Source organism: Amycolatopsis sp. lyj-84, from assembly GCF_046549075.1.
Lineage (GTDB): Bacteria > Actinomycetota > Actinomycetes > Mycobacteriales > Pseudonocardiaceae > Amycolatopsis.
The window spans coordinates 1011716-1038652 of sequence record NZ_JAJPWO010000002.1; the positions used below are offsets into that span (position 1 = coordinate 1011716).

The window sequence follows — 26937 nt, forward strand, 5'->3', positions numbered from 1 at the left end:
AACAGAAAAGATCAAAGCCCCGGTGACATGACCAGCAGGTCAGGGGCCATCCGGGGCTATTCGCTGACAAGCATAACAGATTCGCCGACCACTTGAGAGTGACAGCGAATCCCTCATCGGGGAGCTACGAGCATGACGAGCGCTGGTGCGGGGACTGGATCGAAACCTGGCTGTCGAGGCCAAGGTTCGAGGTCTACCTGCGAGCGGCGAACCAGGATCGAGCGCTGGCCGTGCGCTTGTACGAATGGAACACGGCGGTATCCGCGGCGTTCCATCACGACCTGTCGCACTTGGAAGTCGCCTTGCGCAACACCTATGACCGGGCACTGGGTCACGCAGTCGAGGCGGGGAGGCCGCACTGGGTCTTCCAAGCGACGGTGATCTTCCCGACGCGGTGGCAGAAGGCCGCGAACGGCACGCGGTACGACGTCAACGAGACAAGCCGAAGGCTGCTTGCCGAAGCCATCAAGAACGCGACCCCGAAGGTCAAGCACCCCTGCGGTTCGGAAAAGCGACCGTCGCCCGGGAAGGTGATCGCCGAACTCAGCTTCGGCTTCTGGCGATACCTGTCCGCGAGACGTCATCACGACCCGCTGTGGATTCCGTACCTGCACCTGGCTTTTCGTGCCGGTACCGATCGCCGTGACGTCGACAGGCACGTAGAGCGCCTGCACCGGCTTCGCAACCGCGTCGCTCACCACGAGCCGCTGCTCGCTGTCGACCTGCGGGGGCACTGGGAGGACGTCCGAAGTCTCGCCCTTCTGATCTCCCCGCAGGTCGCCGCCTACATCACGGCCAACAGTTCGTGTTCGCGGCTGTTGGCCACACGTCCCTGCTAGTCGCCGATCGCCTCGGCGAGCGCCAGGATCCGCCGCGCGTTGTCCACGTGCAGGTTCTCGATCATCCGCCCGTCCACGGTCACGACGCCCTGCCCGGCCGCCTTGGCCTCTTCGAACGCCGAGATGATCTTGCGCGACCGCTCGATCTCCTCCTTGGACGGCGCGAAGATCCGGTTGCACGGCTCCAGTTGCGCCGGGTGGATCAACGTCTTGCCGTCGAAGCCGAACTGGCGCCCCTGCAGGCACTCCGCCTCGAAGCCTTCGAGGTCCTTCACGTCGTTGTAGACGCCGTCGAGGATCGCCTTGCCGGTCGCCCGCGCGGCCAGCAGCGCCAGCGAAAGCCCGCCCAGCAGCGGCGCCCGGCCGGGGACGAACTCGGCGTGCAGCTCCTTCGCCAGGTCGTTCGTGCCCATCACCAGCACGGTCAGCCGCTCGGACGCCGAAGCGATCTCCTCGGCGTGCAGCATCGCGACCGGGGTTTCGACCATCGCCCAGATCTTCGTGTGCTCCGGCGCGCCGCCGAGTTCCAGCGCGCGCTCGATGTTGTGCACTTCGGCCGCGGAGTTCACCTTCGGCACCACGATCGCGGCCGGGCCCGCCTGCGCGGCGGCGCGGAGGTCTGCGTCGTGCCATTCGGTGTCGAGGCCGTTGACGCGGATGGTCACCTCGCGCTCGCCGTACTCCTTCGACGACGCGGCGGCGCAGACCCGCTCACGAGCGGCTTCCTTCGCGTCGGGCGCGACGGCGTCTTCGAGGTCGAGGATGAGCGCGTCGGCGTCGAGCGTCTTCGCCTTTTCCAGCGCTCTTTCGTTGGCGCCCGGCATGTAGAGGACGGAACGTCGGGGATTCATGCTTGAGCCTCCTGAGTGGCCGCGTCGTAGGCGGCGGCGAGTTCGGGGTCGTCGGCGGCCAGGGCGTCGGCGAGTTCGGCGACCACCCGGCACTGCTTCACCGAGGCGTCGTCCTGCATCTTCCCGTCGATCATCACGGCGCCGGTGCCGTCACCCATCGCGGCGATCACGCGCCGCGCCCAAGCCACGTCTTCAGGGGAAGGCGAGAACACCTTCTTGGCGATGTCGATCTGCACCGGGTGCAGGCTCCAGGCACCCACGCAGCCGAGCAGGAACGCGTTGCGGAACTGGTCTTCGCAGGCCACGACGTCGCGGATGTCGCCGAACGGCCCGTAGAACGGCAGGATCCCGTTCGCCGCGCAGGCGTCGACCATCCGCGCGACCGTGTAGTGCCAGAGGTCCTGCTGATACGTCGTGCGTCCCTCGTTCAGGTCCTCGCCGGTCGGGTCGGTGCGCACCAGGTAGCCGGGGTGCCCGCCACCCACCCGGGTGGTCTTCATCCGGCGGCTGGCGGCGAGGTCGGCCGGGCCGAGCGAGATGCCCTGCATCCGCGGGCTCGCGCCGGCGATCTCCTCGACGTTCGCGACACCGCTGGCGGTCTCCAGGATCGCGTGCACCAGCAGCGGTTTCGTCAGGCCCGCCCGCGCTTCGAGCTGCGCGAGCAGCCTGTCGACGTAGTGGATGTCCTGAGCGCCTTCGACCTTCGGCACCATGATCACGTCGAGCTTGTCGCCGATCTCGGTGACCAGCGTGATCAGGTCGTCGAGCACCCACGGCGAGTCGAGGCTGTTGACGCGGGTCCACAGCTGCGTCTTGCCGAAGTCGGTCGCCTTCGCGATGGCGACGAGCCCGTTCCGCGCGGCCTCCTTGCGGTCGGCGCGCACGGCGTCCTCGAGATTCCCGAGCAGGACGTCGACCTTCTTGGCGAGGTCCGGGACCTTGGCCGCCATCTTTTCGTTGCTGGGGTCGAAGAAGTGGATCATCCGCGAAGGAGGCACGGGGATCTGGCGGAGCGGTTCCGGCGCCCCCACCGCGAGCGGGGCGAAGAAATCCTTCGGCGAACGCATCGTTCCTCCATCGCAACGGGCTAAGTGACCGACGAGTAACCCTAAACCCGGAAGGCGGGGAACCGCTGCGGCGCAGCTCACCTCCAAGGGGACACGATCGGGAATCGCGGAGGAATCTGTGGACGACTGGGCCTTGCCGGGTTTCACCGAGATGGGGTCGCTGGGCGAAGGTGGGTTCGGGCGTGTCGTACTGGCACGCCACGACGAATCCGCCCAGGTCGTGGCCATCAAATACCTGTACACACGGTTCGCGGCCGACCCGCAAAGGCTGGCCGAGTTCCGTCATGAGGCGCAGGTCCTGAACCGCGTTTCGGGGCCTCACATCGCCCGTCTGCACCAGTTCGTGGAGACCCCACAAGGTGCCGCCATCATCATGGAAGCGGTTCACGGAATCTCCCTGAAAGAGATCCTCGGCCGCCAGGAGAAGCTCGAGCCCGAAGCCGCGCTGGCCATCCTCAAGGGCTCGCTGCTCGGCCTCGCCGGCGCTCACGCCGCGGGGACCGTCCACCGCGACTACAAACCGGCCAATGTCCTGGTCACCCGAGAGGGTCAGAGCAAGCTCGTCGACTTCGGTATCGCCGTGCTCGCCGGGCAGACCGGGGTCGCCGCGGGCACGCCCGCGTACATGGCGCCCGAGCAGTGGTCGGGCGGGATCGCCACCCCCGCGACCGACGTCTATGCCGCGACCTGCGTGTTCTTCCAGTGCGTCGCCGGGCACAAGCCGTATGAGGCCGAACAGACCGAAGTGCTGCGCACGCTGCACGAATACGCGCCGATCCCGTTCGGTGAGGTTCCCGAACCGGTCCGCGACCTCATCGCGCGCGGCATGGCGAAGGACGTCGCCCAGCGGCCGTCGGGCGCGGCCGAGTTCGTCACCGAACTGGAGTCGTCCGCGCGGAAGGCGTACGGCGACGACTGGGAGCGCAACGGCTGGCACTGGCTCGCCAAGGGCGCCGGTGTCCTGGTCGCCCTGTCCCCGCTGGCCCTGCTCGGAGCCGGGACCGCCGCCGCGCCGGTCATCGCGGGCGGCGCGGCGGGCGGTGTCGCGGCGACCACCGGCGGCGGGATCGCGCTCGGCCTCAAGGTGACCGCCGCGATCGCCGCCGTCACCGCGGCCGCCGTCGGCACGGTCGTGGTGGTCAACTCCGGCGGCGACGACCCGGCGCCGCCGATCACGACGACGCTCGCCGCGCTGAAGGTCGACCTGCTCACCCGGACCGAGAAGCTCGACGGCTTCGACTACAACGGCAAGTACGTCCGGATCAGCGGGCTGAAGGACAAGGTTGTGGAGGAACGGGTCAACAAGGCGCTGATGGCGCCGATCGACGACTGGCTCACCACCCTCTGGTCACCGGGCAACCCGCCGGAGAAGGAGCCCGACGGCGACATCCCGCACATGTCCACCACGGCCGAGGTCCTGCGTCAGGACGACAAGCTGCTTTCGGTCGTCTACGAACGCTCGGTCGAAACGGTGCAGCTCGGGAATCACGGCCCCTACGACGTCCGCACCCTCGTGATCGACCTGTCCGGCGGTGACGTGATCTCGACCGCGAATCTGTTCGACGACGTCGAGGGCAACGCCGAGCGGATGCTGAAACTGGAAAACACGTTCTACGCCTCGGCCAAACCGGGTGAGTGCTTCTCCGAGCCGCCGTCGCGGCCGGAGCATCTTCCCGTCCGGTCGATGTCGGGTCCGAACGCCGAAGACAGGGCGATCGTGCAAGCGGCACCCGCGACGAGCGGGATGGTCTTCTACGTCAGCGCTTACGTGCTCGGGTACGCGATGGCCTGCAGCCCGACGACGGTCACCGTCCCCTACGACCGGCTGGTCGATCTGCTGAGTCCCAAGGCCAAGAAGCTGCTGGGCGACACACCGGCGCAACGGACCAAAGAGGACAACGTCGGCGCCTTCACCATCACCACGCCGGAAAAATGGAAGCTGCTGGCCGGTGCGACACCCGAGCGCCGGCTGGTGACCGCCGATCAGTGCACGGGTGCGCAGTGCGCGAGCGTCCTTTTCAGCGACAACTCGCGGGTCGACCCGGCCACTCCGGCGTATGAACCGGGCAGGCCGTACAACCGCTCGACCGGTCCGCGTCCGTGTTCTTCCATCGGGGCACCCGGCGAAACGCAGGGCTCGCCCGTCCTGGAGAAGAAGGAGCTCCGGCCGATCGGGACGAAGAAGGCCGCCTACGAGGAATGGCGGCTCACGTGCTCCGGAGGCGGGATCGTTACCCAGCGGGTGTGGTTCCTGCCGAAAACGCAGCTCGTGGTCGTCGACGAGTGGAACACTCCAGGTCTCGACAAGATTCTGGAAGAGGCACGGTGGCCGTGAACATCAACGAGGCGAGCGATGAGTGGAGGCTGCCCGGCTTCACCGAGCTGGAGCAGCTCGGCACGGGCACCTTCGGCCGCGTGGTGCTCGCGCGCCAGGACAACACCGGCCACGTCGTCGCGGTCAAGTACCTCTTCTCCCGCTTCGCCACCGACCCCGCGTATTTGAGCGCGTTCCGCCAGGAGGCGCTGGCGCTGCACCGGGTGTCGAGCCCGCATGTCGTGAAGCTGTACGAGTTCTTCGAGACGCCGCAGGGCGCGGCGATCGTGATGGAGGCGATCAACGGCGTCTCGCTGCGGTCGGTGCTGCAGGCCGAAGGCGCCCTCGAACCCGAAGCCGCGCTCGCGGTGCTCAAGGGTTCGTTGCTCGGGCTGGCCGCGGCGCACTCCGCCAACGTCGTCCACCGGGACTACAAACCGGGCAACGTCCTCGTCGCCGGCACCGGCGAGAGCAAACTCGTCGACTTCGGCACGGCCGTCCTCGCCGGTGAACGGGGCCCGGCCGTCGGCACACCGGCGTACATGGCGCCCGAGCAATGGTCAGGCGGGCAGTCCACCCCGGCCACCGACGTCTACGCCGCGACCTGCGTGTTCTTCCAGTGCGTCGCCGGGCATCGGCCGTATCAGGCCGACGACACCGAAGTGCTGCGCACGCTGCACGAACACGCGCCGATCCCGTTCGGTGAAGTACCTCAGCCGGTGCACGAGATCGTCGCGTTGGGGATGGCGAAGGAGCCGTCGAAACGGCCGGTCGACGCGCTCATGTTCGTCGCGGAGCTGGAACGCGTCGCCCGGGCGGGTTACGGCGACGACTGGGAGCGCAAGGGCTGGTCACGGCTGGCGAAGGCGACCGGCGTCCTCGTCGCGGTGACTCCGCTGGCCCTGCTCGGTGCCGGGACGGCGGCCGCACCCGGGGTCGCCGCCGCCGGAACGGGCGCGGTGGCCGCGTCGACCGGCGGGATCGCGGCCGGGCTGAAGATCGCCGTCGGCGTCGTCGCGGCGACGGCCGCGGTGGTCGGCTCGGTGGTCGTCTTCTCCGACCCGAGCAGTCCGCCGCCGCAGTCGCCGCCGACCAGTCAGCAGGCCGTCGCGCTCAAGGTCGCGATGAAGACCCGCACCGGACCGGTGCCCGGCACCACCCTCCAGTTCCAGGGGCAGTATCCGGAGGTCACCGGCGGACCCGACCAGGCCTGGTCGAAACGGGTCAACGACGCCTTGACCGCGCCGATCGACGAGTGGAACCGGGAGACGGGACCGGGCGCGGCGGAGCTGGCGGCCGAGCACGGCGGCGGCCCCTACGTGCTCACCACCAAGGTCGAGGTGCGGATGCAGACCGAGAAGTACCTCTCGGTGCGCTACGAACACGGCCTCGAAAACGCTCCGCATCCGACTTGGAACATGGGCCGCTCCGCCGTGTTGATCGACCTCACCGGCGGCAACCCCGTCGCGCCCGCGGATCTGTTCCGCCCCGGGATGTTCTCGGATCAGGGGATGCTGGCACTCAGCGACCTGCTCTGGCCCGATCACGACCAAGGGTGCGGACTGAAGACCTGGACCCCGATCAAGCCCGCCGACCTGGCCGGGCCGGGGGAACGCAAGGTGTTCCCCACCTTCACACCCGCCGAGGTCGAGCTCACGATCAACTTCAACCGGCTCGGTTTCGAGACCGCCTGCGGCGTCCAGACGATGACGCTCCCGTACGACCGGCTGTCCGATCTCCTGAACCCCGAACTCGTCGCGGGGCTGACCGGTGGAAAGACCGCGAAGGGGACTTCGGCGCCGCCACCCGCGCAAGGACTCACCGACGTCTCGGTCGGCGCGCTGACATTGCACCTGCCGTCGGGCTGGTCCGTCCAGGCGCAAGGGCTGGAGAAGGTGATCGTCGCCCCGGGCTGCCCGGACCCGAAGAAGTACTTCAACTGCAAGTACGTCCTGGTCACTGACAACGCGCAGGAATCGGCGGAGCAGCCGGCCTACCGGCCGGGCGAGTTCTACCGGCGCAGCGCGGGAGGCCGGGCCTGCAACGCCGCCGGGCGCAAGGACCTCCGCCAAGAGGGTGACGCGACGAAGACGACTTCCGCCACCGCACCGGTGGGCGGGGCCACGGCGACCTACGAGGAGTGGACGATCCAGTGTGTTCCTCGTGGACAGACGGGGGGAAGCGGCGACGCTCGAGTGACCCAGCGGATCTGGTTCGTTGCGGACAGGCAAATCGCGGTGATGGACGAGTGGCGGACACCGGGCGTCGAGGAACTGCTCCGCACCGCGACGGTCTCATGACCTTGACCTGCGAGGGTCCACAGTGGAATGACCATTCACTGGGCTGAATGGACCAGCACTTTGCTTCCGTTGCCTCGCCAGTGTTCGGTGGTGGGCATTCCATACCCGTGACCGTTCGGAGACGCCGGGTAACACCACTTACCTCGTTCTCACTCGGTTGGCGGCACGGTCGGACTGAAGTCCGACGACCGCCTACCGACCGGTCACCGATGACAAGGCGCCGTCGATCGCAGCCACTCGCCTTGTCCGGCGCCCCCGCGTCCCCGCCCTGTTAGACAGGTCATGTGCCGCTTCCACCGAGGTGGCACGGGATGAAGAGCCTTAGGGAAACCAGGTTCGAAGGAGGCGGAACGTGGCGGCTACACCGAATATGGAGAGCTCGACGGTCGCCGGTGGCGCGAAGCGCAGCCGGTCACTGCCGAGCCGGGTGGTGCCGCCGATCGAACTGCCCGCGAGCGTCGAGGAGCTTTCACGCAAGGCCGCCGCCCTGCTCGGCTGGAACGGCATCGTGTTGCCGGAGACCACCGTGCTCGGCCGCAAGATCTGCGTGGTCGCCCGGCTCCGTACCGACGTGCACGCGGAGCGCATCGCGATGGGCATGGGTCCCGTCGTCGATCGCGCCACCGTCGACACCTGGACTTGGCCAGAGCTGGCCGCGACCGCACCCGCGCCGGCCGCCGAGATCATCGGCGTCCTCGCGGTCGCCCGGCACTGGCGCACCGCGATGGCCTCCGCGGTCCCGTTCGCGAGGTACGGCGAGGCCGCGATGGTGCTCCCATCGCCAGCCGTACTGACGGAAGACTACGTCGGCAACTGCCTGCCGCGTGCCCGCGCCTACGGGCTGGCCATCGTCGCCGCCGACCCCAACGCGGTGACCGACCTCGACCTCGAGGGCCACAACGAGCGCATGATCCTGGAAGAGGACCCGGTCTCGCGGCTGGTCAACGAGATCGTCTACGACCAGCTGCTGCGCGGCACCGAGGCTCCTGCCGAAGTCGAGTAAACGCATTACTCCATCCATGCCCCCGCCACCACCCTCAACGGAGAAGCTCCGCTCCGCTGTGGTGTCCTAAGAGTATGCGAGTAGTCATTGCAGGTGGACACGGACAGATCGCGCTGAAGCTGGAGAAACTCCTCGCCGAGCGTGGTGATCAGGCGGTCGGCATCGTGCGCAATCCCGATCACGTCGCCGACCTCGAGGCGATCGGCGCCGAAGCCGTCGTCCTCGACCTGGAAAAGTCCGATGTGGACGCCGTGGCCAAGGTGCTCGCCGGTGCCGACGCGGCGATCTTCGCCGCGGGCGCCGGGCCGGGCAGCGGTACGGATCGCAAGGACACTGTGGACAGGGCCGCCGCGGCACTCTTCGCGGCGGCCTCCGAGCAGGCGGGCGTACGGCGGCACATCCAGGTCGGTTCCATCAATGCCGACGTATGGGAGACCGCGGACGTCCCGGACGATTTCCGGCTGTACCTCAAAGCCAAGAAAGCGGCCGAGGACGATCTACGTGCCCGTGATCTCGATTGGACGATCCTGCGCCCGGGACAGCTCACGAACGACGAAGGCACCGGCGAGATCCTGATCGCCGAATCCACCGAGCGCGGCCCCATTCCCCGGCAGGACGTCGCCGCGATCCTCGTCGCGCTGCTCGACGATCCGTCGACGGCGGGACGTGTCCTCACCGCGATCTCGGGTGATACTCCTATCTCTCAGGCTGTTTCCGCTCTGTGAAGCTCTAGTGTGTGGACGTAATCCGTCAGTTAAGTGAACGGAGTAAGTCCTTGCGCGAGGACATCGCGGTTTTCAGCGGTAGCGCACATCCCGAGCTCGCCGAAGAGATCTGCACGCATCTCGGTGTTCCGCTGCATCCCGTGCAGGTGCAGCGGTTCGCCAACGACTGTCTCGAAGTCCAGCTCCAGGCGAACTGCCGCGAGCGCGACGTCTTCCTGATCCAGCCGCTGGTGCGGCCGGTGCAGGAGCACCTCGTCGAACTGCTGCTGATGCTGGACGCCGCGCGGGGCGCGTCGGCGAAGCGGATCACCGTCGTCATGCCGCACTATTCGTACGCCCGATCGGACAAAAAGGACGCGCCGCGGATCTCGATCGGCGGCCGTCTCGTCGCGGACCTCATGGCGACCGCCGGCGCCGATCGCGTCCTCGCGATGACGCTGCACTCACCGCAGGTGCACGGCTTCTTCAGTGTTCCGGTCGACCATCTGCACGCCTTGCAGGAACTGGCCAAGCACTTCCGGCAGTACGACCTCTCCGCGACCACCGTGGTCTCGCCGGATCTCGGCAACGCCAAGGAGGCCGCGCATTTCGCCCGGCTGCTCGGGGTTCAGGTCGCCGCGGGCGCGAAGCAGCGCTTCGCCGACGACAGGGTCGAGATCAGCTCGGTGATCGGTGAGGTCACCGGCCGCGACGTGATCGTCCTCGACGACGAGATCGCCAAGGGCAGCACGGTGATCGAACTGCTCAACAAGCTGAGGGAACTGAAGCCGCGCTCGATCCGTGTCGCGTGCACGCACGGCCTGTTCTCCAGCGGCGCGCTCGAGCGGATCGGCAGCCAGCCGGACGTGCTGGAGGTCGTCTGCACCAACACCGTGCCGATCCCGCCGGAGGAACAGAGCCCGAAACTCCGGGTCCTGTCGATCGCGCCCGCGCTGGCGGAGGCGATGCGGCGGATCCACAACGGCGAATCCGTCAGCGCCCTCTTCGAAACGAACTAAACGGTTCCCAGGACCCGGTCGAGGTACGTGTTCGTGAAGACCCCGGCCGGGTCCACCTCCTTGCGGATCCGCGTGAAGTCGTCGAACCGCGGATAGCGCGAGCGGAGGGTGGCGGCGTCGAGGTCGTGCATCTTGCCCCAGTGCGGGCGGCCGCCGACCTCGCCGACGATCGACGCGAATCCGGCGAAGTACTCGCGGTAGGGCATGCCGACGAACTGGTGGATCGCGAGGTAGGCGGAGTCGCGGCCGTTCGCGGTCGAAAGCCAGATGTCGTCCGCGGCGGCGACGCGCACCTCGACCGGGAACGCGACCGGGTTCTCCAGCTTCGGGACGAACGCGCGGAGTTCGGAAAAGACGTCGAGCAGCGATTCGCGGGGGATCGCGAACTCCGACTCGACGAATCGCACACCGCGATGGGTCACGAAGACGCGATGTGACGTGTCGCTGTACTCGCGGGCCGAGAGGACGTTCGAGGCGAACTTGCCGAGTGGCTGCACGAGTTTCGGCACCGCGCGGCCGAGACGGCACAACCCGCCGAACGCGACGTTCTCCGTGATCTCGTAGTCGACGAATTCCTTCACCCTGCTCAGCGGCTTGCGTTCGCTGCCCGCCGGGAGCCGGTTGTTGCGTTTGACCAGGGCGTTCTTGCCGTAGGGGAACCAGTAGAACTCGAAGTGGTCGTTCTCGTCGGCGAACTGGTCGAAGCCTTCAAGGACCTGTTCGAGCGGTTCCGGCCGCTCCTGGGCGGAGAGCAGGAACGACGGTTCACACCGCAGAGTGACCGTGCTGATGACGCCGAGCGCGCCGAGACCCACTCTCGCGGCGGCGAAGAGGTCGGGGCGCTCGTCCGCCGAACAGGTGACCACGGTGCCGTCGGCGAGCACGAGTTCGAGCGCGGCGATCTGGGTGGCGATACCGCCGAGCCGGGCGCCGGTGCCGTGGGTGCCGGTGGAGATCGCGCCCGCGACGGTCTGCGCGTCGATGTCGCCGAGGTTGGTCATCGCCAGCCCGAGCGCGTCGAGTTCGGCGTTGAGCTGCTTGAGCGTGGTGCCCGAGCGGACCGTGACCAGGCCTTTCTCGACGTCGGCCGACGCGATACCCGCCCAGCCGGTGAGGTCCATGGCGTCCGAATCCGCCACGGCGATCGCCGTGAACGAGTGACCGCTGCCCAGCGGGCGCAGGCGCCGTCCGTCCGCGGCGGACCGGCCGATCGCCTCGGCGATCTCCTCCGTGCCGCGCGGTCGGTGCACGCGCAGCGGCGACGCCGTCGCGGTACCGGCCCAGTTGCTCCACCGAGTCATGCACACACCCAATCCGAGAGTCTGCTGCCCTTGAGATGTTCGAGTGCCGAAACAGTAAGTGAATAGTATTCGCGTTTCAAGCCCTTCTGTCGTACCTTAGTTCGGGTGACCAGTGCGACGGTGTACGACTTGGCGACGAAGGACCTGGATCCTCCGTTCGCGGTTGTCGACTTGGATGCGTTCGACGCGAACGGCGCCGACCTGCTGCGGCGGGCGGCGGGCAAGCCGATCCGCGTGGTCAGCAAGTCCGTCCGTTGCCGGTACCTGCTCGAACGAGTGCTCGCGCGGCCCGGCTTCGAAGGCCTCATGTGCTACTCGCTCGCCGAAGCCGTCTGGCATGTCGAGCAGGGGACGGCCGACGACATCGTGGTCGCGTACCCGACCGCCGACCACGGCGCGCTGCGACGGCTGGCGGCGAACGACCGGGCGCGGGCGGCGATCTCGATCATGGTCGATTCGCCGGAACACCTCGACCTGGTCGATGCCGCGCTGGGGCAGGACCATCCCGAAATCCGCGTCTGTCTCGAGCTCGACGCTTCATGGCGGCCGCTGCCAGGGGTGCACGTCGGCACCAGGCGCTCGCCGGTGTTCAGCCCGCGGCAGGCCGCCGATCTGGCGCGAACCATCCTGTCCCGCAAGGGTTTCCGGCTCGTCGGGATGATGGCGTACGAAGGCCAGATCGCCGGGCTCGGCGACGCGGCGGGCAGCGGCGTCAAGAACTCGCTCATCGGCTGGATGCAGCGGAAGTCCATTGTGGAAATCGCGAAGCGCCGCGCGGCCGCCGTTCGCGCTGTCCGGGCCTTGGCGGATCTGGAGTTCGTCAACGGCGGCGGCAGCGGCAGTGTCGAATCGACCGGCGCCGAAGCGGCCGTCACCGAAATCGCCGCGGGCTCCGGCCTGATCGGCCCCACGCTTTTCGACGGTTACGCGCACTTCTCGCCGCGTCCGGCCGCGATGTTCGCGCTCCCCGTCGTCCGTCGTCCGGCGCCCAAGATCGCGACGCTCTACTCCGGCGGCTACATCGCTTCCGGCCCGACGGAGTCTTCGCGGCAGCCGACGCCCTACCTGCCCGAAGGCCTCTCACTGCTCGGATTCGAAGGCGCGGGCGAAGTCCAGACCCCCGTCTCCGGCGAAGCCGCCCGCCACCTGCGGCTCGGCGACCGCGTCTGGCTGCGCCATGCGAAAGCCGGTGAACTCGCCGAACGCTTCACGCACTACCACGTGATCATCGGCGACCGCGTCGACCGGACCGTCCCCACCTACCGAGGCGAGTCCCAAAACTTCGGCTGATCCGCGCGACCCCACCCCCCACCCGTCCCAGGGGGGCGCGCCCCGCACCAGCGTATCGGGAGGGGGTGTCGGGGAGCGGTGTCCTGAGGAGTGAGGGGCGAGGTTGTCCACAACTGTGGGTGGGTGTGGACAACTTATGTGGACAACTGGATAAGGCCAGCTCAGGGCGCGTCGAGACGTGGCTGATGGGGGCTGTGTGACTGATGGGGCTTGGGAATCGGGCATCGGTGGACACGAATGGAGCAAGGGGGATCCACCGGTGACGGCAAGGCCACCTTCGGGACGTTCAACGTCCTGAAGGTGGCCTTCGCGACGTCCGAGCAGGGGAGCCTGAGTCCATAGTGGACGGAAGCGAGGTGAAGGGCGCCTTCGCCGCATCCGATGCGAGGAAAGCGCCCTTCGCCGCATCGCACGCGGGCAAAGCGTCCTTTAGCCCCCGGACCCGCGCCCAGGCCCCCGGACCCCTCAGGCTTCGCCGAACTTGCTCGCCAAGTACCCCTTCACCACCGACTTCGCCTCCGCCACGATCCGCTCGTCCCCGCGCGGGTCACGGCGGAACGCCAGCTTCAGCAACGCGTCGGCGGTTTCGTTCGCGATCGTCAGCGCGAACCGGATGTCGTCCAGCGGCGACGAGATCCGCGCCGAGAGGATGTCGGTGAGCGCGTCGACGATGACGGCGTTGTTGTCGCGAGTCTCGTCGAGGAGCTGCCGGTCCACGACGTCACCGAAGTGGACCTTCGAGAAACCGGGGACCTCGCGGTGCATGTCGAGGTAGATGTCGAGGATCGAGTCCACGACATCCCACCAGTGTTCGGGCGCGAGCTCGTTCAAGGTTTCGGACACCGAGGCGACGAACCGTTCGAGGTTGCGTTGCGTCAGCGCTTGCACCACGGCCCGCTTGTCGGGGAAGAACTGGTACAGCGACCCGACGGCCACCCCCGCGCGCTTCGCGATCAACGTGGTCGTCAGTGCGTCGTAACCGAGCTCATCGATCAGCTGGGCGCTGGCGTCGAGCATCTGCTCCACCCGCTTGGCGCTGCGTTGCTGGACGGGCTGCCGCCGGAGCGGAGTCGTCTCCGCCGGCGATTTCGCGGCCTGGATGTCGGACACTCGGGCTCCTCCTTCGCTGATCTGCGACTTTATCGTGCCGACAGGGTTCCCCACGGTCGAGTGAAGGCATAGTATCTGAGAACTTTTCATGTTCGGCCGTGTCTCCGGAGAAAGGTGCGTAGCCGGTGGAGAATCCGACCTTCCCGTCCGAATTCCTGTGGGGTGTCTCGACCTCCGCCTTCCAGATCGAGGGGGCGACCGGCGAGGGCGGTCGAGGACAGTCCATTTGGGACACGTTCACTGAAACGGAGGGGAAGATCGCGCGGGGGGAGGACGCCAAGGTAGCCGCCGATCACTTCCACCGCTACTCCGAAGACATCGCGATGATGGCCGGACTCGGCGTCGGCGCGTACCGGATGTCCTTCGCCTGGCCGAGAATCCAGCCCGATGGCGACGGAAAGCCCAACGCGGACGGCCTCGCCTTCTACGACGGGCTCATCGACGAGGTCTGCGCCGCCGGAATCGACCCGGTGGGGACGCTCTTTCACTGGGATCTCCCGCAGGCGCTCGAGGACAAGGGTGGCTGGCTCTCCCGTGATACCGCCGAACGCTTCGCGGAGTACGCCGCCATCCTGGGCGAGCGGTTCTCCGATCGGGTGAAAATGTGGATCCCGCTCAACGAGCCCATGGTCATGTCGATCTTCGGCTACGCGATCGGCGAATACGCCCCCGGCAAGACACTGCTGCTCGACGCCCTGCCCACCGCGCACTACCAGAATCTGGCGCACGGTCTCGCCGTCCAAGCGCTGCGCGCGGCCGGTGCCCGCAGCGTCGGCACGGCCAACAACCATTCGCCGATCTGGCCCGCCTCCGATTCGCCGGAGGACAAGGCCGCGGGCGAATGGATCGACGCCCTCATCAACCGGACGTACGCCGATCCGGTGCTGCTGGGCCGTTATCCCGAACAAGTCGTCGAACATCTCCCGAAGGACTTCGCCGACGATCTCCCCACCATCGCGCAGCCGCTCGACTTCTACGGGGTGAATTACTACGAGCCGCAGGGCGTCGCCGCGCCCGGTGAAGGCAATCCGCTGCCCTTCGAGCTTCGCGCGATCGAGGGATATCCCATGACCACCAACGATTCCCCGATCGTCCCGCACGGCCTGCGCGATCTGCTCGTCACCTTCCAGAAGCGCTATCGCGAGGGCCTCCCGCCCGTCTACATCACCGAAAACGGCTGCAGCTTCGACGACGTCGTCGCCGAAGACGGGCACGTCCACGACAAGGAGCGCATCGACTTCCTGCACAGTCACCTGGTCGCGGTGCGCGAAGCGATGGACGCCGGCGTCGACGTCCGCGGGTACTTCGTCTGGTCGCTGATGGACAACTTCGAATGGTCGAAGGGCTACCAGCCGCGGTTCGGCCTGGTGCACATCGACTACGAGACACAGAAGCGGACTCCGAAGGACTCCTTCGGCTGGTACCGGAAACTGATCAGCCATGAGTGAGGTCAGAGCCCTGCCCGAGGCGCTCGCCGAGCCGGTCGCCAGGGTCCGCGCGGGCTGGATGAGCCTGCTGTTCTTCGCGAACATCGCGCTCTGGCTCGGGGTCTACGCGCCCATCCAGGTCCTGCTGCCGAAACAGGCCGAAATCCTGGACGCGGCCAACAAAGAAGCCGTGTTCAGCCTGGTCACCGGCGTCGGCGCGATCGTCGCGCTGATCGCCAACCCGGCCGTCGGCCTGCTCTCGGACCGCACCTGTTCCGCGCGCGGCCGCCGTCATCCGTGGACGGCCGTCGGCGCCGTGGTCGCCGCGGCCGGACTGCTCGTCCTCGCGTTCGCGCCGAACGTCGCGGTCATGGTGCTCGGCTGGTGCCTGGTGCAGGCGGGCCTGAACGGAATGCTCGCGATGCTGGTCTCGGCGATCGCCGACCGGGTGCCCGTGCCTCAGCGCGCGCAGGTCGGCGGCCTGGTCGGCATCGCGCAGATGCTCGGGACCGTGCTCGGCGCGGTGGTGGTCGTGGTGATGCTCGACCTCGCCGGTCTCCCACTGGGATACGCGGTGTGCGCGGCCATCGTGCTGGTGGGCGCGGCCGCTTTCGTCCTGCGCACACCGGACGCGCGGCTGCCGGTCGAGTACCGGCCGTCGGCCAAGTCCCGTGACGTGCTGTCGAACCTGTGGATCTCCCCGCGCAAGCATCCGGACTTCGCCTGGGCGTGGGGCTGTCACTTCATGATCAACCTCGGCAACGCCTTCGGGACGCTGTATCTGCTGTTCTTCCTCAAGGACGCGGTGCACTACGAAGACCCGGACACCGGCCTGCTGATCATGATGGGGCTCTACGGCGCCGCGCTCATCGTCGGCGCGCTCATCGCCGGGCATTTCTCCGACAAGTCCGGACGTCGCAAGCCATACGTCCTCGCGGCGTCAGCGGTGATGGCGGTGGCCGCACTCCTGCTGGTCGTCTGGCAGAACTGGACGGCCGCGCTCGCGGCGTCACCGTTGCTGGGCATCGGTTTCGGTGCGTACATGGCCGTCGCGCTGGCGATGCTCACGCAGGTGTTGCCCGCCGCGCAGGACCGGGCGAAGGACCTCGGGGTCATCAACATCGCGAACTCGCTGCCGCAGGTGGTGGCGCCGATGCTGACCGCGCCGATCCTGGCGTACCTGGGCGGGTATCCGAGCCTCTTCGCGGCTTCGGCGCTGTCCACCGTCATCGCCGCGGTACTGGTCACGCGGGTGAAATCGGTCAGCTGAAAGGAAAGTTGGAGACCGCGGACCGATGCCGGTCGGGGGAGGGGAGTGCAACGGCACCGGCCCGCGGAGTTCGGGGGATGGCAGCGTGTCCTTGGCAGGTATCGCGCTGCGTTTGTGATCATCAACCTAGCGACCGATTACTGCCTACGCTAGGTGTTCTGCCGATAATTTTCGATTAATCGCGGTGGGGACCGGAGTGATTACCGAGAGCGGCTCGTCGCGTTCGGGGGTACGGGCGAACCGCTCTCGGCGGAGGCGAGGTCATGGCGTGGTTGCCGAGGGGGCGCTCGGACCGCCGTTCACTCGCCTTGGCTTTCTTCAGGCGTGTACGCCGCCGATGGCGGGCCTGCGCGGGTTGACCAGCGCGTGCCTGCCGGTGGTTTCGCCGGCGCCCACACCACGGGTCTGACCAGGAACGCGACGGCGGGCTTCCCGCCGGTGGTCCTGGGTGGCCGCGGTCTGCTGGGGGGCGAGGCCACCGGCGACCAAGTGCTCGTGCGCGACCTGCCACACCGAGCAGGGGGCCTTGCACTTGTGCCAGCGGGTCGAGCAGGTGGGGCAGTCCCCACGCTCGTCGGGCTCGTGCGCCTGGAGCATCGCGCGCCAGCCTTCGGTCAACCGGGGGAGCTCCGAGCGGGCGACCGACACGAGCGACTGCGCGTCAGCCCGGTTCGCGAGATCGGAGAGCATGTCGAGGCGTTCCCAAACCGCGTTGCGGAGGACTTGCCCTAGGACCTGATCCACGGAGAACTCACCGTTACCTTTCCGCCATCTTGGCGGCTTCGTTGAGCGCGGCCCTGAGCTGTCCGAGCTGGCCGGACGTCATCCGCGCGGTCTCTCCTGGCGGCGAGACGAGAACCACCTGGTTGTCTTCGACGAACACGGTGACGGCGCGCTCGCGGCTGATGAGATCGCCGCACTGCACCCGCCAGACCAGCTGTCCGCCTTCGTAACGGCGCACACTCGCGGTACGAGGATCGACCGGGGCGGAAGGGGAGACCGGGCGGTTGGCACCGGGGGCGACGGCGACCGCCTGCTGACCGGCGGGGCCGGCCGCACGCAGGTGGCGCGTGGCCATACCGGGCCGTCCCGCGGTGATGGAGCCTGTTGCGATCGAGTCCACGAACTCCACTGGCTCTTCTCCGCTCTCTCGTTCCACGTCGTCTTCGTTTACCGCGTGTCCGCACCTGTAGGGGGTTCGGAGACTTTGGTAGCTCTCTGTGATCGCTGCCGGTTGCCGGTCGGTCACGGAGATCTGACAACTACAGTGATGTGAAACCGAGTGCGATAGAAGGTCGAACCGCCGTCATAGCGGTGACCGGACGAGGTTTCACGGTAAGCGGTCAAACGACTTCTGCCGGACCGATCACGACGGGCATTCCGGTGTTTCGCACGGTTGAATAGGTGTGCTTACGCTGTTTCTCGACCCCAACGGAACTGTGAGGGGGCGCAATGGACGCCAGTATCGGTGGCGGCGCTGTCGCCGGCTCGGACCCCAAGAGCCGCCAGAGTCACCCCGTGCCGCCGGATGCCTGGGAGCAGCCGGAGATGCGAGCCGCACTGGCCTCACGGGAGATTTCGTCCGTGTACCGGCTGTTGCGCAAGCACGGTGTTTCGCAGCGTCAGATCGCCGCGATGACCGGCCAATCGCAGTCCGAGGTGTCCGAGATCCTCAAAGGTCGCCAGGTGATGGCGTACGACGTGCTCACCCGCATCGCTGACGGCCTTGGTGTCCCCCGGGGATACATGGGTCTCGCCTATGACGAGGCGACAGCGATCAAGGTCGTCGGCGCTGCCGACGGCCAGCAGGCGGAGGAGGACGAGTCCGTGAAGCGACGGAGGTTCCTCGCGCACGCCGCCCAGGTCACGATGGGTGCGGCGGTGTTCGGTCCGGAATCGGGTACCTGGTCGTCCGGGCCGGCGAAGACGCCCGCCCCCGGGCGGATCGGCATGACCGACGTCCGTCAGGTGGAGGCCGCGACCAGAGCGCTCCGGTCCCTCGACTACCAGTACGGCGGCGGTTTCTGCCGCGACGCCGTGGTCGCGCAGCTGTCCTGGGGACAGCAGATGCTCGAGTCCAACGGCACCGAAATGGTCAAGAACCGCCTGTACGTCGCACTGGCCGATCTGCACAGCCTCGCGGGCTGGACGTCCTTCGACACCGGCCTCTTGGACTCCGCGCGCGGCCATTTCGCGAACGCGCTGGACCTGGCCAAACAGGGCGACAACCACCCGCTGGTGGCCAACGTCCTCTACCGGATGGGCCGCGTCTACCTGCACCAGGACGCCCCGAACGACGCGCTGAAACTGTTCCAGCTCGGCCAGATCGCCGCCCAGGAATCGGGCTCCGAGCTGGCGGTCGCCGTGCTCTGCGCCAACGAGGCGTGGGCCTACGCGATGATGGGCAACGAGGAGCAGGCCACGAAGCTGCTCGGCCGGAGCAAGGACGAGTTCGCCCGCGCCGACCTGGCCGAGGCCGAGTCCTGGGTCAAGTTCTTCACCGAGACCGACGTCTACGCCATGATCGGCACCGTGCACACGGTGCTCGCCGCGAAGAACGCCGAGCACACCAAGTACGCGATCCCGGCGCTGACCAAGGCCGTCGAGTCCTACGACGACGACATGGCCCGCAGCAAGACGTTCATGCTCAGCGCGCTGGCCACGAACCACCTGCTCGAAGGCGATCTCGATCATGGCGCCAAGGTGGGCTCGAAGGCCGTCGACACCGCCGAGGGCATCAAGTCGGAGCGGGTGAAGGACCGGATGCGGCCGCTGCAGGTCGAGGCGGAGCGCCGCCGGAACAACGCCGACGCCCGTGACCTCGCCGATCGCCTCAACTCCTTCTACGCCGCCTGAGCGGACAGGGTTGGACGGCCGGTTCACGCCCGGCAAACTGCACGATGCCCTGGGGCGGACGTGTGAGCTGCTGGGCGTGGACCCCGACGGCGCCCGGCTGCTGAGGTTCACCAACAACGCCGTCTACGAACTGGCGAGCGCGCCGTTCGTCGTGCGGATCGTCGGGTCCACCCTGCTGCGGCACCGCGTCGGCACGGTCGTGCGGGTCGCGCGGCACTTCGAGCGGCACGAGGTGCCCGCCATCCGCCTGATTCCCGGCCTCGACCAGCCGTTGCCGGTCGGCGACCATCTCGTGACGGTCTGGTGGAAAGTGCCGTCCACCGGCCGGAAGGCCAAGACCGCAGACCTCGCCGCGCTGCTGCGCCGGGTCCACGCGCTCGAGCCGCCGGACGGACTCGCCGAGTGGGCGCCGTTCGCCGCGGTCCGCGCCCGGGTTTCGGACGCGGAGGAGCTGGCCGACGGTGACCGCCGGTTCCTGCTGGAGCGCTGTGCCGAGGTCGAGGCCGCCCTCGAAACGCTCGATTTCCCCCTGCCCAGGGGCCTCGTCCATGGGGACGCGCACACCGGGAACGTGATCACCGGGCCCGACGGCCCGGTGCTGTGCGATTTCGATTCGTCCTGCGTCGGGCCGCCGGAATGGGACCTGACGCCGCTGGCCGTCGGCCATGAACGGTTCGGTGATCCACCGGCCCGCTATCGCGTGTTCGCCGAGCGGTACGGATTCGACGTGACCACGTGGTCCGGGTTCTCGGTACTGCGCGCCATCCGTGAACTGAAGCTCACCACGAGTGTTCTCCCGATTCTCCGCAGTCACCCCAGCGTGCGCGATGAGCTGCGAAAACGGTTGGACGATCTCCGGAACGGGCGCACCGGTGCCCGCTGGAACCGGTATCGGTGACTCACCCGGGAAACCAATCTGCACGTGCATTCGCCGACAGCGAATGACCGTTCGTCGCTTGCCCGAATTCACCGATCAAACGGTGACGAATTCGTCCGGGCTAATCACTTCTCCCGGCCCAATGCTCCCCCAAATGTGCAACTTGCAGCTACGTTCCGTTATTTAGCGCGCTGATTTCACCCCGTCGCTGAGCCCTGATCAGTGTTGTCGGGGTCACAGCTGTTCCAAACGCGTACGCAGAGCGTCGGCCTCCGGTCGGCCGAGGCCGACGAAAATCGGCAAGGCCCGGTCGTAGAAGCGCCGGGCTTCTTCCGGTTCGCCGTCCGCCTCGGCGATCTCGCCGAACGCGAAGAGCGCCCTGGCCACCTCGAACCTCGAACCGCTCGACTCCATGGTGGCGTGGGCTTGCTCGAGTTCGGCCCGCGCGGCCGCGAGATCACCGGTCGCCGTGAGGGCTCGGCCGAGTTCGATCCGGGCGCGGGCCACGTTGTAGTCGTCGCCGTCGAGGACGTCGCGAGCGCGGGTGAGGTCGGCGATCGCCGCCTCGGCCTGCCCGGCACGGACGCGGGTCGCGCCGAGGTTGATCAGCGCCAGCCCGACGTCGTGCGGACGGTTCTGGCGCTCGCTGAGCAGATGGTCCTCGGTGAACCACTCGATCGCCTCGTCGAGCCTGCCTTGCTGCAGGGCGACCAGGCCGAGCCCTTCGACCGACCGGATCTCGACGACGTGGTCACCGGCCGTCCGCGCGGCGTCGCGGCCGGCCAGGTAGTGCCGGACGGCGTCGTCGTACCGGCCGGTGCCGCGGCAGGCGGCGCCGCTGCGGTTGCGCATCAACGCCTCCGCGGAGGCGTTGCCCCACGCCTGCGCGCACTGGACGGCGATCTCGCTCACCCGCAGGAAGTCCGGATAGTGCTTGCGCAGCAGGAAAAGCGGCCACATCGCGGCGGCCAGCTGCCAGCCGAGCTCCGGCAGCTGCCACTCGTGGGCCGTCTCGACCGCGGCGATGAGGTTCTCGCGCTCCAGCTCCAGCCAGTCGAGTGCCTCTTCGTGAGTGTCGAACGACGCCCGCGTCGACGGCCGGTACTCGTAGCGGTACGGGATCGCGTCCTGGTCCGGCGTGGTCAGGTCGGCGGTCGCGGAGGCGGTGAACAGGTACCACTCGAGCATGCGGCGCACCGCGATATCGCGGTCGTACTCGTTGCCCGCCGTCTTTTCCTTGGCGTGCAGCCGTGCGAGGTCGTGGAAGGTGTACCGGTCGTCGCCGCGGTCGATCAGCAGCCCGACGTCGACGAGCTGGTCCAGCAGGTCGTCGGCGACCTCTTCACGGACGGCGATCGACGCGGCCGCGACACCGACGCCGAAGTCGGGGCCGGGATGCAGCCCGAGCGCCGCGTACAGCGCCGCCGCGTCGGAGGGAAGTTCGTCGTAGGACAGGTTGAAGCTGGCTTCCACCGATTGCGCCTCTTTCGTCGAGAGCGTGGCCAGTCGACGATATTCCTTCCCCAGCTCGGTGGCGATCTTCTCCAACGACATTTTCGGGCGTCCCGCCAGCTTGGCGCTGACCGTGGTGAGGGCGATCGGCAGGCCGCCGCACAAGTCGGCGATGGCCCGCGCCTGGTCGGCTTCGGCGCCGACCCGCTCGGCGCCGACCGCTCGTCCCAGCAGTTCGGCGCTGTGCGCGGAGCCGAAGGGAGCCAGCTCGATCAGCTTCGCGCGGTGTTCGGTCTGGAGCCTGCCGAGGCGGCGCCTCGAAGTCACGATCACGAGGCTTTCCGCGCACGCGGGCAGCAGGGGCAGCACCTGCTCGGTCGACGCCGCGTTGTCCAGCAGCAAGAGCAGTGGCCGCTCGGCGGTCGTCGTGCGGAAGAGCGCGGTGAGTTCCTCGACGTCCGCGGGCAGTCCCTCCGGCGGGACGCCCAGTGCCCGGAGGAACCGGCCGAGCGCTTCGTTCGCGGACAGCGGGCCGTTGGTGCTGAACCCGCCGAGATCCGCCCAGAGGTGGCCGTCCGGGAACCGGTCACCGAGGTGACGGCCCCACGCGGTGGCCAGCGCCGTCTTCCCGATCCCGCCCTGGCCGCTGATCAGGTGCACCGCCGGTCCGTCGGCGCCTTCCCGGGGCAGCAGGTCTTCGAGCAGCGTGAGCTCGGCCGTGCGATTGGTGAAGTGCGCGGGCACGGGCGGAAGCTGACGCGGGCCCGAACTCACCTGTCTGGTGAGTCTCACCGCCGAACGCTGACGCGGCACCTGCGGTGTGTCGACTCCACTCTCACCCGGAATCGGGCTGCCCATCCACTATCCCCTCTTCGGGTTACCCCAGCGATCGCGTAGAGCATCGCGGTGAGGATCCGGAGAGGACAGTGAAATGGGCCAAATGCGGCCGTTTGGAGCAAGGTCGGTAACGACTGACCCGACCGGTACGGTTCAAGGCTTCTACGGGGTGAAAGAAGGATCTTCATGGAGACCACAGGCAAGACGCGCTGGCAAGAAGGACTGTCGAACGAGCTGGAGCACTGGAGGATCTGGCTGTCCGGTGGTTCCGAGGCCTTCGCCGGCGGAGGGTTCAACGATTACGACTGGCGGACGAGACCGGACTCGGACCTGCGGAACCAACCGCATCTGACGCGGAACCTCGAGCCGTTCGCGCCGGAGGGAACGACCGTCCGCATCCTCGACGTCGGCGCGGGCCCGCTGACCTGCGTCGGCAAGGAATGGCCCGGTCGCACGGTGGAGATCACCCCGGTCGACCCGCTCGCCGACCAGTACAACACCCTCCTCGGCGAGCTGAACCTGACGCCGCTGGTGGCCACCGAGGACGCCGAGGTGGAGAAGCTCTCCGAGGTGTTCCCGGCGGACCACTTCGACCTGGCGTACTGCCAGAACGCGCTGGATCACGTGTACGACCCGGTGCTCGGCGCCCGCCAGATGCTCGAGGTCGTCAAGCCGGGCCACGCCGCCGTGCTGATGCTCAACGTGAACGAGGGCGAACGCGAGAACTACCACGGGTTGCACCAGTGGAACTTCTGCCGTGAAGGCGATGATCTCGTCGTCTGGAATCACGACGGGCGGGTGAGCGTCAACGAAGAGCTGTCCGAGGTCGCCGACATCCGCTTCGAACCCGAGTCCACCGAGACGTTGATGGTCGTTTCCCTGGTCAAGAAGACGGACCGGTAGCGACTCCGAACAAAGTTTCGGCTGGGATGTCGAGACCGGCGTGACGGCTTCGTCCCTGGGGCAGCCGCGGCCAGAGTGGCCGCGAGAACCGGGAGGACAAGCCATGCGCAAGCTCATCGTCCAGCAGTGGGTCACCGTCGACAACATCGTCGCCGAAGAGGACGGCGGGCTCGGCTTCGTCTCCGGGGAACCGTTCTCCGAGAAGACTGAGCCCGCCTTCAAAGCGAGCGTGATGGGCTTCATCGACTCGGTCGACACGATGATCCTGGGCGCGAACACCTACGCCATGTCCAAGGACTACTGGCCCAACGCCGAAGAACAGGGCGAGTACGGCGAGAAGGTCAACAACCTCACCAAGTTCGTGGCCTCGTCGAAGCTGGAGGACGCGCCCTGGGGTGACTTTTCCGCCGCGACCGTGACGCGCGACCCGGCGGCCACCGTCCGGGAACTCAAGGAGCAGAGCGGCAAGGACCTCTGGCTTTGGGGGAGCCTGACGCTCATGCGGTCGATGCTGGACGCCGGCCTCGTCGACGAGTTCCGGATGATGGTCAGCCCGGTGTCGCGTGGCAAGGGAACGCGGATCTTCGAGGATCGGCGGGACTTGAAGCCGGTTGAGGCCACCGCGTTCGAGAACGGTGTGGTGCTGCTGCGGTACGCGGTCCAGAACTAGGTCGTCGGGACGAGGGCAAACGTGTCGTGTCCGCGCTGTTTCGGTGTCGGTCGTGGGGCGGGTGTTGTGAAAGCCTCTTTCGCAACGGTGAAGGCTGGGAACGTGGCTTTCGCGACACCGTTGTCCTGGTGACGCCGTTCCTGGCCGGGGCTGAGGATTCAGATCGCGTGGGTCGGGTTGGTCATGAGTGGCGTTTCGGGTTCTATTGAGGGTAAGTCAAATGTGGCTCAGCCTCTGCGGCGAAGGGCCCCTTCGCTGGCTTCAAGGTTGAGAGGTGGCCTTCGTGGCGTGGTTCTGGACTGGCCTGCGGGTGCCAGTCGTTCCCGAGTGTCCCTTGTGGACAGTCAGGGCGCGGCCGGTTCAGATCAGCGACGCCGAAGGCGTCCTTCACCGCATCGGACGCGACGAAGGACGCCTTCATCCCGTCACCGGCCTTGCCCACGAACACGCCACCTTTGGCTTACCCCAGAACTAGGTCGTCGGGACGACCGGCGCGCGCGTGAGGACGACGGCGAACCCGAACGCCAGCCCCATCACGGTCAGTTCGAGCGTCGCCCACGCGGCCAGCGCCGTGCGGTTGTGCCGGATGATCTGCGGCATCAGCTTCCAGCGTGTGTACGCGCCGAGGCCCGCGATCACTCCGGTGCACAACAGCTTCAGCAGCACCAGCTGTCCGTACGGCGTGGTGAACACGCCTTCCCAGAAGCCGAGCGACGGGTTGAGGCTGATCTCGATCAGCCCGTTGAACAGACCGGTCGCCGCGCCGAGGATCAGGCACAGCGTCGCCAGTTTGGAGAACCGCGGCAGCGCGTGCGCCAGCAGCGTCCGGTTCCCGATGAGCAGCACGGTCATCGCGCCGAGCCCGCCGGTCCAGGCGACGGCGCTCATCACGTGCAGTTCCATCGAGATCATCGTGTAGTCGTGGTAGTTCCAGTTCGACGCGTGCCCGGTGACCGGCAGCGGCAGCAGCGCGAACAGGCCCAGCCCGACGCGGACCTCGGCGGGCACCTTCTCGCCGTGCTTCAGCGCGAGGACGCCGAGTCCCGCGTGCAGCAGCGCCAGCACCGCGACGATCAGCAGCGCCTTGCCCGCGCCGACGTCGGCGATGTAGCTCCCGACGTCCGACATCGACAGCGTGCTGGAGCCAGGCCGGTACTCGGCGGTCTGCAGGATCAGCGCGACGAGCGCGGTGGTTGCCCAAACCAGCGCGGCCGCGACGCTCGCGGGCCGCGCGAGCCGCATGATCGGCTCGGACAGCTTCGGCCGGTCGTAGCCGACCAGTACCGAAAGCAGCGCGAGCCCGATCGTGGCGACCGCCGAGATGTCCAGCAGCACCCGCACGATCGGGATGGAGACCGAGACCACCTCGCTGACCTGCGCGACCCCGGGGACCGGGGCGGTGGCCGTCAGCGCGACACCGATCAGGGCGCCGACGATCCCCGCCGTCACCACGCAGAACAGGACGGCGACGCGGGCACGCGAGGTGGTCTCGGTCTGGGTCATGACCCGCTCTTCTCCTTGTCACCGGCGCCGGTGCGCAGTGCGACGGTCAGTCCGACGGCGAGCAGCACGACGGCGCCCGCGATCCACACCCAGATGGGCACCCCGGACGAGCCTTCGCCGCCGGTCGCCGGGGTGGTCTCGGCCTGGCCCGCGTTGCTGCGCGCGGCGTCGGCGGTCGCCGGTGTCCCGGTGCCCGCGGCGGTGAGGGTGAACGGCACCTCGCCGGTCACGGAGTGCCCGTCCGCGGACAGGATCCGGTAGCCGATCTTGTACTCGCCCGCCGGGCCGAGCGGCCGCAGCGGCACGGACACGGCGCTGTCGCGGACCTCGACCTGGCCTTCGGCCCACTGGCCGCCGCCGGGTCCGATGACCGCGATCTGGTTGACGTTCGCGTTCTGGACGTACTGGTCGAACGTGAGCGTGATCTTCGCGGGCCCGGTGGCGATCGAAGCGCCCTTCGCCGGGTCCGAGGAGATCAGGACGTTGTGCGCCAGCGCCGGGGTGGCGGTGGCGAGCCACGCCACCCCGGTGATCGCCAGCGCGACGATCGCTTTACGCATTTACTCGGTTCCCTCGGTGTTGCTCTTGGTGGAAGCGCCCGCGGTGGCGCGGCGGGCGCGCAGGGTGGCACCGGCGCCGACGCCGAGGCCGAGCGCGCCGACGACCAGGCCCGCGCCGCCGAGCCAGCGAGCGGTGGTGTCGGAAGAGGAAGAGGCGTGGGACTCCTCGGAGGCCTTCGCGTCGGTGCCGTGGCCACCGCCGCCGTGACCGTCCGCGCTCTTCTCGGCGAGCTTCACGCTCGGCGCGGGGTGCTCCGGCTCCTCACCGGAGGCAGGGGTCGGCTGGTTCCACTCGACGACCTTGCCGTTCTCGTAGGTCTGGGTGGCCGGGAACTCCAGCGCGTCGACGTTGGTCGGGAACTGGCCCGCGCTGATCTGGAACTCCTGGAACTCGGCCGAGCCCGCGGCGATCTTGGTGCCGGGCTCCGCGGTCCAGGAGACCTTGGTGACGGCTTCGGTGATCTGGGTGCCGGACGCGGTGGTCACCGGGGCGGGCAGCTTCGACTTGACGACTTCGGCCTTCCAACCGGGGATCGGCTTGGTGCGCACGGAGCTGAGGGCGTACTCGGGCTTGAGGGCGACCTCGACCTTGACGGTGCCGGCGTCCTTCTCCTCGTTGGGGACACGGAAGAAGATCGACCCGTAGCCGCCCTTGGCGGGCTGGGGGCCGTAGACGTTGGCGGTGACGTGGGCCGAAGCGACCCCGGCCGAGAGCAGACCGGCGATGCCGACGGTGGCGGCCAGGAAACCGGCGCGCTTGTAGACGTTGTTCGACACGAAAACT

The 26937-nt window shown here is 68.0% G+C and carries 23 protein-coding genes; 13 read left to right on the plus strand and 10 right to left on the minus strand.

Annotation, left to right across the window (positions count from 1 at the left end; genetic code table 11):
• Window positions 1-98: 98 nt before the first annotated feature.
• A complete protein-coding gene (locus ACLJRM_RS09880) occupies window positions 99-839 on the plus strand; it encodes a hypothetical protein (RefSeq protein WP_410662825.1) in 741 nt (246 codons plus the stop codon).
• On the opposite strand, the gene ACLJRM_RS09885 is transcribed toward ACLJRM_RS09880, so the two are convergent.
• Window positions 836-1690, minus strand: coding sequence for an HpcH/HpaI aldolase/citrate lyase family protein (locus tag ACLJRM_RS09885; RefSeq protein WP_101611636.1), 855 nt, complete (start codon window positions 1688-1690; stop codon window positions 836-838). The two genes, ACLJRM_RS09880 and ACLJRM_RS09885, sit on opposite strands and share 4 nt — an antisense overlap.
• A complete protein-coding gene (locus ACLJRM_RS09890; protein WP_101611637.1) occupies window positions 1687-2757 on the minus strand; it encodes an HpcH/HpaI aldolase/citrate lyase family protein in 1071 nt (356 codons plus the stop codon). The genes ACLJRM_RS09885 and ACLJRM_RS09890 overlap by 4 nt, the downstream gene beginning before the upstream one ends.
• A gap of 118 nt (window positions 2758-2875) precedes the next feature.
• On the opposite strand from ACLJRM_RS09890, the gene ACLJRM_RS09895 reads away from it, so the two are divergent.
• The 5 genes from ACLJRM_RS09895 to ACLJRM_RS09915 all read left to right on the plus strand — a co-directional run bounded on the left by ACLJRM_RS09895 (window position 2876) and on the right by ACLJRM_RS09915 (window position 10097).
• Window positions 2876-5092 (plus strand): protein kinase domain-containing protein, encoded by a 2217-nt coding sequence (locus tag ACLJRM_RS09895; protein ID WP_101611638.1) that lies wholly within the window; start codon window positions 2876-2878, stop codon window positions 5090-5092.
• Window positions 5083-7371: a protein kinase domain-containing protein gene (locus tag ACLJRM_RS09900; RefSeq protein ID WP_410662826.1), complete on the plus strand. Its 2289-nt coding sequence runs from the start codon at window positions 5083-5085 to the stop codon at window positions 7369-7371. The genes ACLJRM_RS09895 and ACLJRM_RS09900 overlap by 10 nt, the downstream gene beginning before the upstream one ends.
• A 352-nt stretch (window positions 7372-7723) precedes the next feature.
• Window positions 7724-8374 carry a hypothetical protein gene (locus tag ACLJRM_RS09905; protein ID WP_101611640.1) on the plus strand — a complete coding sequence of 217 codons (651 nt, stop codon included), beginning with the start codon at window positions 7724-7726 and terminating at the stop codon, window positions 8372-8374.
• Window positions 8375-8448: 74 nt separating this feature from the next.
• Entirely contained in the window at window positions 8449-9099 is a 651-nt protein-coding gene (locus ACLJRM_RS09910; protein WP_101611641.1) for an NAD(P)H-binding protein, read from the plus strand.
• A 50-nt stretch (window positions 9100-9149) separates the two neighbouring features.
• Complete coding sequence (locus tag ACLJRM_RS09915; protein WP_101611642.1) at window positions 9150-10097, plus strand: ribose-phosphate diphosphokinase; 948 nt, start codon at window positions 9150-9152, stop codon at window positions 10095-10097.
• Here ACLJRM_RS09915 and ACLJRM_RS09920 read toward each other — a convergent pair.
• A complete protein-coding gene (locus ACLJRM_RS09920; RefSeq protein ID WP_101611643.1) occupies window positions 10094-11398 on the minus strand; it encodes a D-arabinono-1,4-lactone oxidase in 1305 nt (434 codons plus the stop codon). The genes ACLJRM_RS09915 and ACLJRM_RS09920 overlap by 4 nt on opposite strands.
• A 105-nt stretch (window positions 11399-11503) precedes the next feature.
• On the opposite strand from ACLJRM_RS09920, the gene ACLJRM_RS09925 reads away from it, so the two are divergent.
• Window positions 11504-12688: an amino acid deaminase/aldolase gene (locus ACLJRM_RS09925; protein WP_410662827.1), complete on the plus strand. Its 1185-nt coding sequence runs from the start codon at window positions 11504-11506 to the stop codon at window positions 12686-12688.
• Between the two features lie 465 nt (window positions 12689-13153).
• Here ACLJRM_RS09925 and ACLJRM_RS09930 read toward each other — a convergent pair whose 3' ends face one another.
• The gene (locus ACLJRM_RS09930; RefSeq protein ID WP_101611645.1) at window positions 13154-13798 is read right to left on the minus strand and encodes a TetR family transcriptional regulator; all 645 of its coding nucleotides are present in this window, start codon (window positions 13796-13798) and stop codon (window positions 13154-13156) included.
• A gap of 125 nt (window positions 13799-13923) precedes the next feature.
• Here ACLJRM_RS09930 and ACLJRM_RS09935 point away from each other — a divergent pair, with 125 nt between their 5' ends.
• Both ACLJRM_RS09935 and ACLJRM_RS09940 read left to right on the plus strand, forming a co-directional pair.
• Window positions 13924-15246 (plus strand): GH1 family beta-glucosidase, encoded by a 1323-nt coding sequence (locus tag ACLJRM_RS09935; protein WP_410662828.1) that lies wholly within the window; start codon window positions 13924-13926, stop codon window positions 15244-15246.
• Complete coding sequence (locus tag ACLJRM_RS09940; protein ID WP_410662829.1) at window positions 15239-16495, plus strand: MFS transporter; 1257 nt, start codon at window positions 15239-15241, stop codon at window positions 16493-16495. Before ACLJRM_RS09935 ends, ACLJRM_RS09940 begins: the two co-directional genes overlap by 8 nt.
• Window positions 16496-16813: 318 nt before the next feature.
• Here the strand turns inward: ACLJRM_RS09940 and ACLJRM_RS09945 are convergent, their stop codons facing one another.
• Together ACLJRM_RS09945 and ACLJRM_RS09950 are read right to left on the minus strand one after the other, a co-directional pair.
• Entirely contained in the window at window positions 16814-17239 is a 426-nt protein-coding gene (locus ACLJRM_RS09945; RefSeq protein ID WP_101611648.1) for a hypothetical protein, read from the minus strand.
• 13 nt (window positions 17240-17252) lie between these two features.
• The gene (locus ACLJRM_RS09950) at window positions 17253-17627 is read right to left on the minus strand and encodes a hypothetical protein (RefSeq protein ID WP_101611649.1); all 375 of its coding nucleotides are present in this window, start codon (window positions 17625-17627) and stop codon (window positions 17253-17255) included.
• Window positions 17628-17947: 320 nt separating this feature from the next.
• Between ACLJRM_RS09950 and ACLJRM_RS09955 the strand changes: the two genes are divergently transcribed.
• Window positions 17948-19351, plus strand: a complete 1404-nt coding sequence (locus tag ACLJRM_RS09955) for a helix-turn-helix transcriptional regulator (RefSeq protein WP_102906589.1) — start codon at window positions 17948-17950, stop codon at window positions 19349-19351.
• A gap of 10 nt (window positions 19352-19361) precedes the next feature.
• Complete coding sequence (locus ACLJRM_RS09960) at window positions 19362-20249, plus strand: aminoglycoside phosphotransferase family protein (RefSeq protein ID WP_101611651.1); 888 nt, start codon at window positions 19362-19364, stop codon at window positions 20247-20249.
• A 213-nt stretch (window positions 20250-20462) separates the two neighbouring features.
• On the opposite strand, the gene ACLJRM_RS09965 is transcribed toward ACLJRM_RS09960, so the two are convergent.
• Window positions 20463-22472 (minus strand): tetratricopeptide repeat protein, encoded by a 2010-nt coding sequence (locus ACLJRM_RS09965; RefSeq protein ID WP_410662830.1) that lies wholly within the window; start codon window positions 22470-22472, stop codon window positions 20463-20465.
• Window positions 22473-22703: 231 nt separating this feature from the next.
• Here ACLJRM_RS09965 and ACLJRM_RS09970 point away from each other — a divergent pair, with 231 nt between their 5' ends.
• Window positions 22704-23420, plus strand: a complete 717-nt coding sequence (locus ACLJRM_RS09970) for a class I SAM-dependent methyltransferase (protein WP_410662831.1) — start codon at window positions 22704-22706, stop codon at window positions 23418-23420.
• A 103-nt stretch (window positions 23421-23523) separates the two neighbouring features.
• A complete protein-coding gene (locus tag ACLJRM_RS09975; RefSeq protein WP_410662832.1) occupies window positions 23524-24090 on the plus strand; it encodes a dihydrofolate reductase family protein in 567 nt (188 codons plus the stop codon).
• A 471-nt stretch (window positions 24091-24561) separates the two neighbouring features.
• Here ACLJRM_RS09975 and ACLJRM_RS09980 read toward each other — a convergent pair whose 3' ends face one another.
• From ACLJRM_RS09980 to ACLJRM_RS09990, 3 genes are read right to left on the minus strand one after another with little or no spacing between them, the layout of a single operon-like run.
• Window positions 24562-25593 carry a copper resistance D family protein gene (locus ACLJRM_RS09980; protein ID WP_410601635.1) on the minus strand — a complete coding sequence of 344 codons (1032 nt, stop codon included), beginning with the start codon at window positions 25591-25593 and terminating at the stop codon, window positions 24562-24564.
• A complete protein-coding gene (locus ACLJRM_RS09985; protein WP_410662833.1) occupies window positions 25590-26153 on the minus strand; it encodes a copper resistance protein CopC in 564 nt (187 codons plus the stop codon). The genes ACLJRM_RS09980 and ACLJRM_RS09985 overlap by 4 nt, the downstream gene beginning before the upstream one ends.
• Window positions 26154-26930 carry a YcnI family protein gene (locus ACLJRM_RS09990; protein WP_101611657.1) on the minus strand — a complete coding sequence of 259 codons (777 nt, stop codon included), beginning with the start codon at window positions 26928-26930 and terminating at the stop codon, window positions 26154-26156.
• Between the last annotated feature and the right edge of the window lie 7 nt (window positions 26931-26937).

Bases quoted from the DNA above. Each gene is read 5' to 3' on its own strand.
- ACLJRM_RS09885 (WP_101611636.1), bottom strand. From the start codon at position 1,690: ATGAATCCCCGACGTTCCGTCCTCTACATGCCGGGCGCCAACGAAAGA.
- ACLJRM_RS09890 (WP_101611637.1), bottom strand. From the start codon at position 2,757: ATGCGTTCGCCGAAGGATTTCTTCGCCCCGCTCGCGGTGGGGGCGCCG.
- ACLJRM_RS09910 (WP_101611641.1), top strand. From the start codon at position 8,449: ATGCGAGTAGTCATTGCAGGTGGACACGGACAGATCGCGCTGAAGCTG.
- ACLJRM_RS09920 (WP_101611643.1), bottom strand. From the start codon at position 11,398: ATGACTCGGTGGAGCAACTGGGCCGGTACCGCGACGGCGTCGCCGCTG.
- ACLJRM_RS09940 (WP_410662829.1), top strand. From the start codon at position 15,239: ATGAGTGAGGTCAGAGCCCTGCCCGAGGCGCTCGCCGAGCCGGTCGCC.
- ACLJRM_RS09955 (WP_102906589.1), top strand. From the start codon at position 17,948: ATGGACGCCAGTATCGGTGGCGGCGCTGTCGCCGGCTCGGACCCCAAG.
- ACLJRM_RS09970 (WP_410662831.1), top strand. From the start codon at position 22,704: ATGGAGACCACAGGCAAGACGCGCTGGCAAGAAGGACTGTCGAACGAG.
- ACLJRM_RS09975 (WP_410662832.1), top strand. From the start codon at position 23,524: ATGCGCAAGCTCATCGTCCAGCAGTGGGTCACCGTCGACAACATCGTC.
- ACLJRM_RS09980 (WP_410601635.1), bottom strand. From the start codon at position 25,593: ATGACCCAGACCGAGACCACCTCGCGTGCCCGCGTCGCCGTCCTGTTC.
- ACLJRM_RS09985 (WP_410662833.1), bottom strand. From the start codon at position 26,153: ATGCGTAAAGCGATCGTCGCGCTGGCGATCACCGGGGTGGCGTGGCTC.